This is a genomic window from Dethiosulfovibrio salsuginis (assembly GCF_900177735.1).
Taxonomy (GTDB): domain Bacteria; phylum Synergistota; class Synergistia; order Synergistales; family Dethiosulfovibrionaceae; genus Dethiosulfovibrio; species Dethiosulfovibrio salsuginis.
The window spans coordinates 1-14,673 of record NZ_FXBB01000028.1 but is presented as its reverse complement, the minus strand read 5'-3'; the positions used below and the strand labels follow the sequence as shown (position 1 = coordinate 14,673).

Here is a 14,673-nt window from a genome sequence, read left to right as displayed (position 1 = left end):
AAACAGACCTATTGCTTAACAAGAAGGAGAGATCTTAATGCCTACAACAAAAATACAAAGCATAAACCTTAACGATATTCTTCTTGATACTAGCAATTATCGAACCGGAGAAAAGCTAACACAAGAAAAATCTATTGAAGCATTGATTCAAGATCAAGGCGACAAAATCATTAACCTAGCAATTGACATTTCAAAAAATGATCTAAGCCCTCTCGACAACATTGCGGTCTACGTTGACAGTGATAATGGAGGAGAAAAATTCACTGTAGTCGAGGGCAATAGAAGGATACTAGCATTAAAAATACTAAATAATCCATCCTTACTAGACAAAACTGCATTAGAAATAAAAAAGAAAAATATCCTCGCCCTTGATAAAAAGTCTTTCGAAAAAATTCTCTGTGTTGTTTTTAGCAATAGAGAAGATGCTACCAGATGGATGAGCCTTAAACATACCGGAGAAAACGAAGGCAAAGGTGTTGTCCAATGGAGTGCGAGAGCCAAAAGCAGATTCGAGCAATCAGGTGGGAATAAAAAGAATAAAAATGCCACAGAAATTCTTGATTTTTTAGGGAAAAACGGAGTAAAAATAGACAATGATTACCCTATAACCAACCTACAAAGACTCTTAGGAACTCCAGAAGTAAGAGAAACTCTTGGAATTACAGGTACTAATCCTATAAGGACTAAAGTCCCTCCAGATCAGTTCAAACCCTTAATGGAAAAAGTTGTTGCTGATTTGTCCCAAATTGGGGCCTTGAACCGAATCAAACAGAGGGAGGATCGCTTAGCTTACGTTGAGGGACTGGGTATAAAACCCTCTATCGAAGGAGAGGAATGGTCCTTAGAGACCAATTCTGAGGGAAAAACGGAGCCTAACAAGTCAAAGCATTCCCAAGATAACTCCTCGACCACTCCTGAAAATTCTGAATCGACAACAAAAACTAAAAAAAGGACCAAGCCATCAGCTAGCAACAGAAAGAAATTTATCCCATCGAGTTTCCAACTCTCAATAGACCAACACAGAACAAACGACATCTTTAGGGAGTTGAAAAAGCTAAATTCTGGAGAACATCCTAATGCGTGCGCAGTCCTTATTCGAGTGTTTCTTGAATTAAGCTTAGAAGGATTTATGCAAAAAAGCGGGCTTCATTTCAATGACAATACCCCACTGCACGCAAAAATAAATACATGCATGAAATACATGGAAGAAAACAATATGATGACCGAAAATCAAATACATCCTATAAAAGTGATGACTAGCAACCCTGCCAGTTTTTTTTCCACAAAGACATTAAACGCATATGTACATAACTCTAAAATGATAGTTGACCCTACTACTCTTAACAATACATGGGACACTCTGTCGGATTTTATAGAAAAATTATGGGATCAAAAGTAGCATGCCCAAACGCCTATTTCCGTGATAGGATAGCGGGGAGGAGGTGATTACATGCCTTTTTATACGCCACTCCGGTATCCAGGCGGGAAGAGAAAGCTTGTTCCATTCATAGAAAACCTTATAGAGGCCAATCACCTTATAGGGATCAACTACATTGAACCATATGCAGGAGGGGCTGCACTTGCTCTCCAGCTGCTTTTTGATGGATATGCATCGACAATACACATCAACGATCTAAACGCTTCGGTCTTCTCCTTCTGGAATGCAGTTCTAAACCATACGGAAGCCTTATCTAGGAAGATACATGACACCCACGTGTCTATGGAAGAATGGTTTAGGCAAAAGGAAATTCAGGCAAACGCCTCTTCTTTGGTTGGATCCATGGACTTAGCCTTCTCAACTTTTTTCCTGAACAGGACCAACCGGTCGGGGATTATCAAAGGGGGGGTTATCGGAGGGAAAAATCAAGAGGGAGAGTGGAAGCTTGACGCTCGTTTTAAAAAAGACGAGCTTGTAAGGAGGATCCAAAACATAGCAGCAAAGAGAGATAAGATAAAGGTAACGCGCATGGATGCCGTCAAACTGATAGAGCAGCTTCCTCAGGACTCACGTAATTTTTTATATCTAGATCCCCCATACTACAAAAAAGGGCAGGGCCTTTACGATAATTTCTATGGGCCTGATGACCATAAAACAGTTTCCCAAGCACTAGAAAGAATAACGATACCCTGGGCAATTTCTTACGACAATACGCCAGAGATCCGCGTTCTTTATAAGGACTACAAATCATTGACTTACTCTCTGTCCTATACCGCTCAAGAAAAGGCCGATGGGAGTGAGTTTTTGGCAGTATCAGAAGGACTTTCTTTCCCGCAAAAAGCCAATGAAAAGCAGTCATTCGGGTGCATGAGAAACGTACAAGTAGCAGTATAAAGGGCCCCCCTATACCGATGGGTGGCCCTTCGTTTTTATCCTCTCTGCTCATCCAGCCAGTCTCCCCACCACTGCAAAAGCTCCCTCCGCTGGGGCATATACTCAGCGTGGTTATACGCCGCCCGAACGGTATTTTTATCGACATGAGCCAGCTGCCGCTCGATGATGTCCGGTGGCCAGTTATTCTCGTTGGCCACCGTTGAGAACATGCTTCGGAAACCATGCCCTGTAAGCTCATCTTTCCTGTACCCGAGACGCCTGATAGCTGCGTTCACCGTCATATCCGACATAGGACGTTTTTTATCCCTTACGGCGGGGAATAGGTATTTCGATCGCCCCGATATCACACGCAGCTTTTCAATAACCTCCACAGCCTGCTTTGACAGTGGCACCCAGTGGGGGCGTCTCATCTTCATACGCTCTCCTGGGATGCGCCACAGATCTCCCTCGATCTCGGCCCACTCTGCCAGTCTCAATTCCCCCGGTCTTACGGCGGTGTAGATCTGGAACAGCACCGTATACTTGATTTGGCCTTTTAGGGTATCTATAGCCCTCAGGAGGCCTCCTATTTGTTCAGGAGAGGTAAGGGTAGGCATGTGGGTCACTTTGGGCGGCCTGATGGCTCCCTGAAGGTCGTGGGTTATATCTCTTTCGCATTGTCCGGTGATTACCCCATATCGAAAAACCTGGCCTATTATCTGACGCACCCGCCGGGCGGTCTCAAGCTTCTCCTCCGCTTCTATAGGGCGCAGGACATCGAGGACGTCCCGAGGGGTAATCTGGACCATTGGCTTATCCCCGATCACAGGGAAGGCCCACTGGCTCAATCTGGACTCTACGAGCTTAGCGTTTTTATCCGTCTGAATACCCTGGACTTTGTTTTTGATCCACTCCAACGCCACCTGCTTAAAGGAGACGTCTATGTCGGTATCTGCCAAGGCCCCACCTTTTAGCTTGTCTCTCATGACCCTGGCTTCGGCTAGGGATACGTTGGGATATTCGCCAAGAGTTTTTTTCTTCTCCTTGCCCTTCTCCCATATGCGAAGCCGCCAAAACTTCCGGCCGGTCGGCCGAACTTCCACGTAAAGCCCTCGTTCGTCGGTGAGCAAATAAGCTTTCTCTTGGGCCTTCGCCCTGCGCAGGGCCATATCGGTAAGCATACTGACTCCTCCCCCGTTAACGTTGTACGGTGTAAGAAAAGACGTTGTACGGTATTATGTCCGGTGAGGTGTCGTTAGATGTCGAACCTAGTCAAATTGAAACACCCCAACGTCACTGTCAGTATAGCAAAAAAGCCCGCATCTGCGGGCTTTGTCGTACTTTTTCGTATTGATGATCTTAGATTAAAGTAGCAAGTGGCGCGCCCGGCGGGATTCGAACCCACGACCTCTGGCTCCGGAGGCCAGCACTCTATCCGGCTGAGCTACAGGCGCACGTAAACCACCGTGACAGGATACATCGAAAGAGGCGATAGGTCAAGTGTCTGGCTACTCTCTAAAGTTGACCACCGTCACTCCGTAGCCTCCCTCGCCGTTTTCTCCGAGCCGGAAACTGGAGACGTAAGGAAGCCTGCGGCAGAGCTCCTGAACCTTTCTACGGAGGATCCCCTCGCCTCTGCCGTGTATCACCGTGACCTCGCCGTATCCAGCTCTTACCGCCTTATCCAGGTAGTCGGCGACGAGAGGCATCGCCTCGTCCACCGTCATCCCTCTGACCATGATAGAGCTGGGCACTCCTACAGGGCGACTGACGGACAACACCGGCCCGGACACCTCGGATTTTATCTTTTTATCGCTGGGAACCAGTTTTTTTAGATCGACCTCTACCTTAAGCCCCCCCATGAGGACCAGGGCTTTCTTACCCTCCAGAGAGAGTATTTCCCCGGGAACCGACGACCCGGATATCTGGACTACGTCACCGGCCTTCAGTGAGACAGGGTCTCTCTCGAGTATCTCTCTTGCCTCCAGGGCGCTTTGACGTACCCTTGACCTTTCTTTAGACCGAGCCAGGCCCTCACGGTGCTTACCAAGCTCCCGATGGGCCGCCGATCTAGCCGCCTGATCCAGCCCTTTTAGCATCTCTATGGCCTTGTTCTGGGCCTCCTCGACGATCTTTTCCGCCTCTTTGTCCGCCTTGACCAGAGAGCGATTTTTCTGTCGTTCTAAGTCCTTTCTCTCAGACTGTAGTCTACGTCTTTCCTCCTCGATAGAGGTCCTCTCCTGACTCAAGGAACGCTCAAGGGACTCTAAGGTCAGAGTCTTCTTCTGAAGCTCTCCTATCATAACCTCTACCGAGGCCTCGCCTGTCTTTAGGGCTTTTTTCGCCTCTATAAGGACCTCCTGATGCATTCCCAACCTCTCCGCTATGGCTAAAGCGTTGCTTTGACCCGGTATACCCATTATCAGCCGATAGGTCGGGGTAAGGGTCTGAAGGTCAAAATCGACGCTGGCCGTCTCAACCCCTTCTGCGGTTGTAGCGAATTTCTTTATAGGATTATGGTGGGTGGTGGCCAGAACCAGGGAACCCCTTCTTCTCAGGGTCTTCAGAAGGGCCACCCCGAGGGCAGCTCCCTCCTGAGGATCGGTACCGGCACCTAACTCGTCCAGCAGGATAAGGGACTTCTCGTCCGCCTCGTCAAGGACCTGAACCACTTTTTTGAGGTGAGCACTGAAGGTGGATAGGCTCTGTTCTATGCTCTGTTCATCGCCTATATCCGCAAAAAGTGCTGATATCAGCCCCACCTGGCTTCCCTCCATGGCGGGAATTGGAAGTCCACTCCAGGCGAGAACCACCGCAACCCCGACGGTCTTGAGGGCAACGGTTTTTCCTCCGGTGTTAGGGCCTGTCACAACTAGAATTCGGAAGGGACCTCCACAGCGGACGTCTATAGGCACCGCTCCATCTCCTAGCATAGGGTGATAGACGCTAAAAAACTTGAACCCCGAGGAATCCACCATGTCCGGTAAAATCCACCGTTTTCTATCCATGACCTCCGAAACGGCGTAGAGCATATCCACGGTAGCCACCACTTCCTGGGCATCGTCGATAGCCCCTCTTCTGGAAACTATCATAGAAGTCAGCTCTCTCAGGATTCTCCGTTCTTCCTCCAGCTCGTCCTGACGAATATCGACTATTCTGTTGTTCAGAGGAATAATCACGTTAGGCTCCATGTAGGCCGAGTTACCTGAAGACGACCTGTCAACCAGTATGCCCGGAAAACGGCCGACGAACTCCTGACGAACCAGGACCACCGATCGTCCGTTTCTTATGGACAGGACCCTCTCCTGAAGCATATGGGCTCCAGAGCCGTTGATTATGGAGTTACCCTCTTTTCGGACCCTTTTTCTGAGATCCGAAAGCTTATCCCTGATGTCTCTCAGCTTAGGAGATGCCCCGTCCTCAAGGATCCCTTTATCGTCCAAAACGGAAAGACATTCGATCTCCTCCGAAAAATCCCTGACCTTCCTCCCTAGGGAGGCCAGCTCGGGAAAATCCTCCTTAGCGGCGTAGAGGGACTCTTTGATCCTGGTCGCAAGCTCGAGGAGGTTTCTCACTAAAACCAGTTCCTCCCCGGACATCATCCCCGATTCCAAGCCAGCAGTGACAAAACCCATTATCTCTTTTATACCTGAGACCCACGGAAGGGCCCCGTAGAGGGAGAGAAAACGCCTATAGTTATCTATTAGCCTCTGGCGGCGACGAACGGTTTCCATATCCACCATAGGCTCGGAGTTTTTAAGCATAAAAATGCCCAGTTCGCTTCGGGCTGACGAAGCGAACTGGTGCAGTATCTTCTCTATCTCCAAAACCTCAAAAACACTGTCTGACACGTACATATCAAAGCACCGATCCTGTAGTCGCAGGCTCCGGTATGAGACCGGAGCTGATAACGTAGGGAGCGACGTAGGGCCATATAGAGCTGGCCAAAGCCAACGCCTTGCTCTCTACCGCCAAATCCCTGGGCACGAGAGGACCAGAAAGGTTTAATACGACGAAAAGCACCATCAGGATCGCCAGGGACTTTATCATGCCTGCCATCACACCTAACAATCTGTCTAGAAAGGTGAGAGAAGCGAGGCTCAAAAAAGCCTTAGACAGCTTACCGACGATAGCGCCGATAAGGGCGGTCACCACGAAAATAGCGACCATGGCCCCGCCTTTTGCCACGGTAGAGGAGATCTCGGGGAGAAACTCCAGTACCATCTCCCCTCCTTGATCGGCGAATCGAAGGGCTAGAAGCACCCCTCCGACCGTCGCCATCAGGGAGATCACCTCTCCCAGAAATCCCCTCAGAAGCCCTCTCACCACCAGGATCGCTGTAACAAAAAGAAAAACCAGATCCACCACCATGGCAAGGCTCATCGATCATCCTCCTTATCATCGGAATCCGAGTCCAGCATATCTTTAAGGCGGCCATTTTGGGTATCTACCCAGTAGACCAGGTTAAGCCATGCCAGAAGAAGCCTGCGATCGGAGGGCATTTTCGAGTCCGTCTTTGATATAACGTCGTCGGTAAAAGCCATGAGCCTGGACCAGGTTTCACGGTCAATGGAGGTCTCGACGTTATAGCTAAACCGACCTATCTGTACTGTCTCCTGGCGGCTTTTTTCCGACAAAGGACCTAATCTCCCCTCTAGCCTTTGCTATCGGTACCTTCCGTAGGCACCAGATTCTTGAGTTTTCCGAACATAGACCCCATCCTGGACTCAAGGTTGGACTTCTCCTTCTGAAGGCTCATCTTATCCCTCTCGAGCTGCTCTATCCGTCTCTGGCTCTCTTTCTCCTGACGGATATGCTCCATTTCCTTCTCTCTCAGCTGGTTTTTTGCCTGCTCCAGCTCCTCCTTCAATCGGTCCCTGGATTCCCTGAGGGCCTTAAGCCTTTCTCCTAGACTATCGATAAGCTGCTCCATGTTTTCCAGGTTCATCTTTCATTCCTCCTATGAAGGTTTAAGTTTTTATCTCAGAACGTAACCTATACTCTCGAGACCAGCCCTGACCTGACGGTGAAGTCCATCGACCTCCTCGTCCTGTAAGGTCTTTTCAGAGCTTCTGTAGGACATGGAAAAGGCCAGACTCCGCTTGCCCTCGGGCACGCCTTTACCGATATAGACGTCAAAGAGCGCCACCGAATCCAGTAGAGGACCGGCTATTTCCCTTATGCCGTCCATTACCTGCCTCACCGACGTATTCATAGGTGCCAAAAGGGATATATCTCTGTAAACTGGTGGGTAAGACGAGGAAATTGAGAAAGACAGGTTTCCCTCCCCTACCAGAGGAGCCAGATCGAACTCGAAGCAGTAGACAGGCCCTTCTAGGTCAAGCTCCTTCTCCACCGAGGGCTTTAGCCTCGAGAGAAATCCAACTACCGCACCATCATACACGATATGGGCGGTTTGCCCAAGATGGCCAAAGGGCTCACGGGCCTGGACAAACTGAAAGGACCGTCCTCTTTGAAGGGCCAGGGCCTCCACATCCGCCTTGACGGAAAGCAGATCGTCGAAAGAGCCTGGGCCATAGGGACTTCTCCTGTCCCTTCCGGGATACACCATACCGGCAACCCGGTCCCTCTCGTAGGTAGATGAACCGTCAGGGGAAAAGACCTTTCCTATCTCAAAAAGCCTTACGGAGCTCCGCCACCCCGATTTCAACGTCCTTTGAAGAGACTCTATAAAACCGGGAACCATGGTGGACCTCATCATGGAAAGCTCTCCGCTGAGGGGGTTCTTTAGAGGTATCATATCACCTCTTGGATCGTCCGATAATCTCAGAATATCCCTGTAACGAGGTGAATGGAAGCTATAGGAAACTATCTCCACGTATCCTCTGGAGATCGCCTGACACCTCAGATCCCTCATCGACGAGGAAACAGGACCGATCTGCCCCCGTCCGTGATCGCAACCAGGAATCCTGGATGGTATAGAATCGTAACCTCTAATCCTGGTTATCTCCTCTATGAGGTCCTCCTCTATAGAGATATCCGGCCTGTAAGAGGGGACGGAGAAAGTCATCTCACCGTCTTTTTGAGAAACCAGGCCCATACCGAGCCGATCCAGAATAGACGAGGCCTGATCCATATCGGACCACATAGCGATGCGATGAAGTTTCCTCTCCGTGAGGGTAACGGAAATAGGGTCTCTTCCGCCTCGTCTGGCAACCACCGCTCCAGGAGCCACTGAGGCACACCCCCAGGAGGACAGCAGAGACATAACCATGCACAGAGCCCTCTCGGGAAGCTCTACGTCCACACCTCGAGCGTAGCGATAGGAGGCCTCGCTGGGAATACCTAGACGACGGGAAGTAGTTCCTACTCTCGCAGCGTCGAAAGACGCGCTCTCAAGAAATATCCTGGAGGTGCCGTCCTCGATCTCCGAGTTCAGCCCTCCCATAACCCCAGCGAGGGCCACGGAGGTCTGCCCACTGCATATAACCAAATCGGAGGAGGTCAAGGCCCTCTCCTTGTGGTCTAGGGTCGTAAAAGTCTCCCCTTCCCGGGCGGACCGAACGGAAATACAGGGACTGGGAAGCCTGTCGGCGTCGAAGGCGTGGAGAGGCTGCCCCAGGGCCAGCATAACCATATTGGTGGCGTCGACAACGTTGTTCACCGGCCTTAATCCCGACAGAGCCAGACGGATCCTGGCCCAAAGGGGAGAGGATCCTATTTTGACTTTATCCGCCATCCCAAGGGCGTAGACAGGGCATCCATCGTCCTCCAGGTATATTCCGTTGAAGTCCACCGGCCACTTAGGCTGTCCTAAAGATACCGGTTCGTCTCTATCCCTCAAAGAGGCCTCGGGGAACAGTGCCGCAACCTCCCGGGCGATCCCTCTCATGCTGAGCATATCCCCTCTGTTAGGGGTAACCGAAAGCTCTAAAACACGGTCGTCCAGCTTAAGGTAGGACGCTACATCAGCCCCTACAGGAGCATCTTCAGGAAGCCTCAGAATGCCGTATTCGTCGGCTATATCCGGGACGCCTAACTCCTGAGCGGAGAGCATCATACCCTGGCTTATTACACCGTCAAAGTCCCTCTCCCCAAGAACGGAGCCATCGGCTAGAACCGACCCTGGAGGACCGTAGGGAACCATGTCCCCCTCTTTTAAGTTGGTCGCTGCGGTAACACATACACGTATCCCAGACCCTGTATCCAGCTCAGCAACGGAGAGAGATTGGGAGTTATGAGGATATAGAGACGAAACCACCGCCACAATCGCCCCTGAAAGATCGCCGCAGGGGCGGGTTATGGACTCTATCTCGTTTCCCGTAACGGTAAGCCTGTCGGCCACGGTCTGAACGTCCAGAGAGAGATCCACAAGCTCTTTGAGCCAATTCCAGGACACCAGCATTTATCTATTCCTCCCAGAGAGAAGATAGGAGAGATCTCCCTCGAAAAGAGGACGGAGGTCTCTGAGATCGTACTTAAGCATGGCGATTCTATCCAGCCCCATGCCCCAGGCGAAACCGTTGAATTTCTCCGGGTCTATGCCTCCCGCCCGAAGGACATTAGGATGGACCATACCCATGCCGCCTATCTCCAGCCAGCCGGTACCTTTACATATCCTGCATCCAGGGTTCTCCCCCGAACAGGCTATACACTCTATGTCGACCTCCATAGAGGGTTCGGTAAAGGGGAAGTAGCTAGCCCTGTAACGGGCCTTAAGGGGCCTGGCGAAAATAGCGGATATCATGGTCTCCAGACATCCTTTGAGATCGCCTATAGAGACGTCCTCTTCCACTAAAAGCCCCTCTATCTGGTGAAACATAGGTGAGTGGGTCGGATCGCTGTCCCTTCGATACACCTTCCCAGGACAGGCCACCCTTATAGGAGCTCCCATAGAGAGCATGGACCTTATCTGAACCGGGGAGGTATGGGTCCTCAACAGCTTGCCGTCGTCGAAGTAAAAGGTATCCTGCATATCCCTGGCGGGGTGATGGGGAGGGATGTTGAGGGCCTCAAAGTTGTGAAAATCGTCCTCTATCTCCGGTCCTAAGGCCACTGAAAAGCCTAATCCCGCCAAAATCTCCGCGGCGTCGTACATGACCTGCATCACCGGATGGACTCCTCCGGCAGGACGGCCCCTTCCAGGCTGGGTCACGTCCACAAAATCCCTAAGCTCCATTGCGGTGAGGGCCTCCTCCTCCGCTACGGCACACCGATCGGAAAGGATCGACTCCAGTTCCTCTTTAAGGTCGTTTATGACCTTACCGGCCTGGGGCCTCTCCTCGGCGGGAAGCTTTCCTAAGGATTTCAGAAGGGAGGTAACCTGCCCCTTTTTTCCGAGATACTTTACCCGGAGATCCTTAAGGACCTCCATATCCCCTACCCCTTCTATCTCCGCCCTGAACTGGGCCCTTAAATCATCTAACTGAAGGTCTATATCTCCCATAGTTGACCTCTAACCTCCTGACTCTTCTTCGCCTGCGACCTCTTCGATCCACTCAGCGAGTCTATTTTTTTCACCAACCACCATCAGACGATCACCGGACAGGATCTTCGTGTCCCTCTCGGGGAAAATCTTACGTCCATCCCTCTCGATAAGGAGCAAAGTTGCCCCAAAGGATTTTCTAAAATCCAGATCTATAAGGCTCTTCTCCAGCATTTTGCCCATAGGGACCAGCTCTCCTACTATATAGCCGTTTCCGGGGATCTGAGAAAAATTCGATAGCCATGGATTTACGAACTGATCGGCGACCTTTATCCCCATATCCCTCTCGGGGAAGATTACCCTGTGGGCACCTACCCTAGCCAGTACCCTGGCGTGGATGGAGGTCTGAGCCCTGGAGACCACCTTCTCTATCCCCAGGCCCTTTAATATAGCCGTAGCCATGATGCTGGCCTCTATATTTTCCCCTATGGTTACCACCGCCACGTCCGCTTCCTTAGCCCCCGCTTTTATCAAAGCCTCCTCGTCGGAAGCGTCCAGATGGGCGCCGTAATCCACCAGATCGGCTACCTCGGCGACCTTGGACGGATCGCTATCGACGGCTACAACCCTCTGACCTAAGGCCACAAGCCTGGAGCAAAGGGAAAGTCCAAAACGCCCGACCCCTACGACGAAGTAGGTCTTATTTTCGTTGCTCAAAAAAAAACACCTCTATCCTATGGGGACGGAAACTTCGACATAGCCTACTTTATCGCAATCGTCTTTTGCTATAAGGCTAAACATGAAGGTCATAACCCCTATTCGTCCCCAGAACATCAGGATCACCAATAAGATTTTGCTCGCCCAGGAGAGATCCGCCGTTATTCCCGTTGAAAGACCTACGGTCCCCAGTGCGGATACCACCTCAAAGACGACAGCCTTGAAAGAAAGGTTTTCTAACGTACCTAGTCCAAAAACCCCGATCACTATAGCCATGAGGTATAGAAAAAAAAGCATCATAGCCCTCAGTACGGTTTCCTGGGGCACCGTCCTATGCCATAGAACCAGCCGGGAACTCCCTCTGGTGTTGAAAAACACCGACGATACCAACAGGGCGAAGGTCGTTGTCTTTATGCCACCACCGGTGGAACCAGGAGAAGCGCCTATTATCATCAAAATCATAACCATAAAAAACGAGTGTGCCGAGAGAGACTCCATGGATATAGTGTTAAACCCAGCGGTTCTAGGCGTAATAGCGCAAAAAAGAGCGTTCCATAGCTTCATAAACGGAGACATTCCAGCGAGAGCTCCGTCCCACTCCATAACGAGAAAAAAACAGGTGCCGATAAGTATTAACCATAAAGTCGTCAAAAGGACCAGTTTACAGTGAACCGAGAGCTTTCTTTTGCCACCTCTGATCCATTCCCACAGATCCCCTAGAACGACGAACCCCGCCCCTCCCAGGACGATAAGGATCATCACCGCCCCTGGAACCAGCCAACTGAAGGTAAAAGACCCTAAACTATCGCTGAAAGGGGAAAAACCGGCGTTGCAGAAGGCGCTTATGGAATGGAAAACCGAGTACCACAGGGAAGTCCTCCAGTCGAACCGCTCAAGAAAGCCCAAAAAGAGGGGAATCGACATCGCAAACTCTATCAAAAAGGTAATCTTAACTATACGCAACACCAGTCGAACCACACCGGAAGGGCCATCCAGTCCCATACCTCCAGCGAATAGAATCCTCTGCCTTATGCCTATACGCATCCTAAGGAGCATAAACATGAAGGTAGTCGCGGTCATGACCCCCAAACCGCCTAGCTGGATAAGCAGAAGAAGCACGACCTGAGAGGGGACGGCAAAATCGGCACCGGTATCCACTACCGCTAAACCGGTCACACACACCGCCGAGGTTGAGGTAAAAAAAGCGTCCAGTAGGGAAAGGTCCATCCCCTCCAGGCGATTAAAGCCCCATAGCAGAAGGGTTCCTATCAATATCAATGATAGGAACCCTCCTGCGATAGCTCGTTCGACCGGTATAGAGCTGTAAGTCCTCACTACCTCTTATCCAAGGGCTTCCTTGGCCTTGGCGGCAAGGGCCTCGAAGGCGGGCATGTCGTTTACAGCCAGATCGGCCAGCATTTTACGGTTGATGTCGATATTGGCCTTCTTAAGGCCGTTTATAAGGTTGCTGTAGTTGATGTCGTTAAGTCTGGCGGCGGCGTTGATCCTGGTGATCCAGAGACGACGAAAATCCCTCTTACGAAGTTTTCTGTCGGCGTACATCCTGGTCAGGGAGTGAAGAAAAGCCTCCCTGGCTCTACGGTATACGTTCTTTTTACGGCCAAAATATCCCTTAGTTATTGCAAACAGCTTTTTGCGTTTTCTATCGCTTGAGCTGGCAGCTGCGACGCGCATATTATCTCACCTCTCGATAATGGTTCTGCCTATCAGGCATAGGGCATGAGTTTCTTCATAGTCTCTATAGCGGTGGTATCGGTCATTATACCGTCCTGGCGGAGCCTGCGAATTCTGCAGGCGTCCTTGGTCCTCAGCTGGTGAGCACGACCGCTTTTCTTGTAGGAAACCTTTCCGCTACCGGTGAAAGAAAAACGTTTCTTGGCACCAGAGTGGGTCTTCATCTTAGGCATGGAAGTTCCTCCTTAGCTTTTAAATTACTTTATGACTAATCCTCCGAGTCTTTAGCGATATCAGAGGAGTTAGAACCTGATTCTTTCTTAGGAGATGCTATAGGGGTGAGCATCATTCTCATGAACCGACCTTCCATCCGGGGGAAGCCCTCGGACTTTCCGAGATCTTCGCAGTCTTTGGCAACTCTGTCGAGAACCTCTTTTCCTCTATCCAGAAAGGCCATCTCTCTGCCTCTGAAAAAGATGGACACCTTGACTCTATGGCCGTTAGCCAGGAAACCTCTGATGGCCTTGGTCTTGAAGTTATAGTCGTGCTCGTCGATCTTAGGACGCATCTTCATTTCCTTGAGAGTCTGGGTCTTCTGTTTTTTCCGGGCGTCCTTTTCCTTCTTCTGCTGCTGGTAACGGAACTTGCCGTAATCGAGAATACGACACACCGGAGGAGTCGCTCCTGGAGCGACCTCTACTAGGTCAAGCTCCCTGGAGGCAGCCAGTTCGATGGCCTGCTCCGTCGGAATAACCCCGACCTTGACCCCTTGGTCGTCTATCAACAGGACGTCTTTTACTGTTATCTCTTCGTTGACTCTCGGCTCGTCAGGAAGTTTCTTAGCTATGGCGGTTCACCGATCCCTTCTAATAATAGTTAATCCAGGCCCCAAAAGCCAGGATATCCCTTACAATACGTCAATAGGGAACCTCTAAAAACGCTGATCCTCGGAGAGATCGTTCCGACGTAGCCCATTTGAGCCCGTATACTCGACATGCCGTTGTGTAGTACGAATGGGGCGACAGGACGTCGCCCCAAGCCGAGGGGGCACAGGACGTGCCCTCCGAGGCGGTTCGTACGGAACAGGCAGGTCGAGTATACGATTGGGCCAGGGCGCAGGCGGGACGGTCTCTCCGAGGGGACTCAAAGGTGAGTTTTTAGAGATGCCTAATAGAAAAAGTGGGGATCGGAAAGACCGATCCCCACTATACGACAAAATACCCCGAAACAAGGATATTAAATTATCGTCCAGTGACCAGACAACTGCATACGCGTCGCCAGGTGAGGGGATGCCCTTCTTTGTTCTGAGACTCAAAGGAGTATATCAGAAAAAAGGATACCACGCAAGGGCTATCTCCAACGGCTAAGTATCTCGTCCATCTTGCCGTTAGACCTCATGCTCTCCAAAGCGTCGGATATGCTTTGGGCAACATCGTCGGGGAAATGGAGGCCTGCGGCAAAATAGACCTTGGTTACGTCCCCTATCGCCAGCCCTTCCTGGAGCGTAACTATTCAGTCGCCCCATCCAGGAAGAGAATCTGACCATCGAGAGCCATAGACATGG

14 protein-coding genes and 1 tRNA gene are annotated in these 14,673 nt (G+C 50.8%); 2 read left to right on the top strand and 13 right to left on the bottom strand.

Annotated elements, in window-relative coordinates:
- Nucleotides 1–37 precede the first annotated feature (37 nt).
- Nucleotides 38–1,399, top strand: a complete 1,362-nt coding sequence (locus tag B9Y55_RS09780; protein WP_085545177.1) for a hypothetical protein — start codon at nucleotides 38–40, stop codon at nucleotides 1,397–1,399.
- A gap of 51 nt (nucleotides 1,400–1,450) precedes the next feature.
- Nucleotides 1,451–2,332, top strand: coding sequence for a DNA adenine methylase (locus B9Y55_RS09775; RefSeq protein WP_085545176.1), 882 nt, complete (start codon nucleotides 1,451–1,453; stop codon nucleotides 2,330–2,332).
- A 35-nt stretch (nucleotides 2,333–2,367) separates the two neighbouring features.
- Here B9Y55_RS09775 and B9Y55_RS09770 read toward each other — a convergent pair whose 3' ends face one another.
- The 13 genes from B9Y55_RS09770 to infC form a co-directional block, all read right to left on the bottom strand.
- Nucleotides 2,368–3,492: a tyrosine-type recombinase/integrase gene (locus B9Y55_RS09770; protein WP_085545175.1), complete on the bottom strand. Its 1,125-nt coding sequence runs from the start codon at nucleotides 3,490–3,492 to the stop codon at nucleotides 2,368–2,370.
- Between the two features lie 196 nt (nucleotides 3,493–3,688).
- A tRNA-Arg gene (locus B9Y55_RS09765) sits at nucleotides 3,689–3,765 on the bottom strand.
- A 54-nt stretch (nucleotides 3,766–3,819) separates the two neighbouring features.
- A complete protein-coding gene (locus B9Y55_RS09760; protein WP_085545174.1) occupies nucleotides 3,820–6,168 on the bottom strand; it encodes an endonuclease MutS2 in 2,349 nt (782 codons plus the stop codon).
- A 1-nt stretch (nucleotide 6,169) separates the two neighbouring features.
- On the bottom strand, nucleotides 6,170–6,694 hold the full coding sequence (locus tag B9Y55_RS09755) for a CvpA family protein (protein ID WP_085545173.1): 525 nt from the start codon (nucleotides 6,692–6,694) through the stop codon (nucleotides 6,170–6,172).
- Nucleotides 6,691–6,948, bottom strand: coding sequence for a hypothetical protein (locus B9Y55_RS09750; protein WP_085545172.1), 258 nt, complete (start codon nucleotides 6,946–6,948; stop codon nucleotides 6,691–6,693). The genes B9Y55_RS09755 and B9Y55_RS09750 overlap by 4 nt, the downstream gene beginning before the upstream one ends.
- A gap of 17 nt (nucleotides 6,949–6,965) precedes the next feature.
- Nucleotides 6,966–7,259: a hypothetical protein gene (locus B9Y55_RS09745; RefSeq protein ID WP_085545171.1), complete on the bottom strand. Its 294-nt coding sequence runs from the start codon at nucleotides 7,257–7,259 to the stop codon at nucleotides 6,966–6,968.
- A gap of 30 nt (nucleotides 7,260–7,289) precedes the next feature.
- Nucleotides 7,290–9,677, bottom strand: coding sequence for a phenylalanine--tRNA ligase subunit beta (gene pheT / locus B9Y55_RS09740; protein WP_085545170.1), 2,388 nt, complete (start codon nucleotides 9,675–9,677; stop codon nucleotides 7,290–7,292).
- A complete protein-coding gene (gene pheS, locus B9Y55_RS09735) occupies nucleotides 9,678–10,718 on the bottom strand; it encodes a phenylalanine--tRNA ligase subunit alpha (protein WP_085545169.1) in 1,041 nt (346 codons plus the stop codon).
- Between the two features lie 9 nt (nucleotides 10,719–10,727).
- Entirely contained in the window at nucleotides 10,728–11,414 is a 687-nt protein-coding gene (locus tag B9Y55_RS09730) for a potassium channel family protein (protein ID WP_085545168.1), read from the bottom strand.
- Between the two features lie 12 nt (nucleotides 11,415–11,426).
- Nucleotides 11,427–12,692: a TrkH family potassium uptake protein gene (locus B9Y55_RS09725; protein ID WP_085545167.1), complete on the bottom strand. Its 1,266-nt coding sequence runs from the start codon at nucleotides 12,690–12,692 to the stop codon at nucleotides 11,427–11,429.
- Nucleotides 12,693–12,755: 63 nt separating this feature from the next.
- The gene (gene rplT / locus B9Y55_RS09720; protein WP_085545166.1) at nucleotides 12,756–13,109 is read right to left on the bottom strand and encodes a 50S ribosomal protein L20; all 354 of its coding nucleotides are present in this window, start codon (nucleotides 13,107–13,109) and stop codon (nucleotides 12,756–12,758) included.
- A gap of 32 nt (nucleotides 13,110–13,141) precedes the next feature.
- A complete protein-coding gene (gene rpmI / locus B9Y55_RS09715) occupies nucleotides 13,142–13,342 on the bottom strand; it encodes a 50S ribosomal protein L35 (protein WP_085545165.1) in 201 nt (66 codons plus the stop codon).
- Between the two features lie 35 nt (nucleotides 13,343–13,377).
- A complete protein-coding gene (gene infC, locus B9Y55_RS09710) occupies nucleotides 13,378–13,956 on the bottom strand; it encodes a translation initiation factor IF-3 (protein ID WP_085545164.1) in 579 nt (192 codons plus the stop codon).
- Nucleotides 13,957–14,673 lie beyond the last annotated feature (717 nt).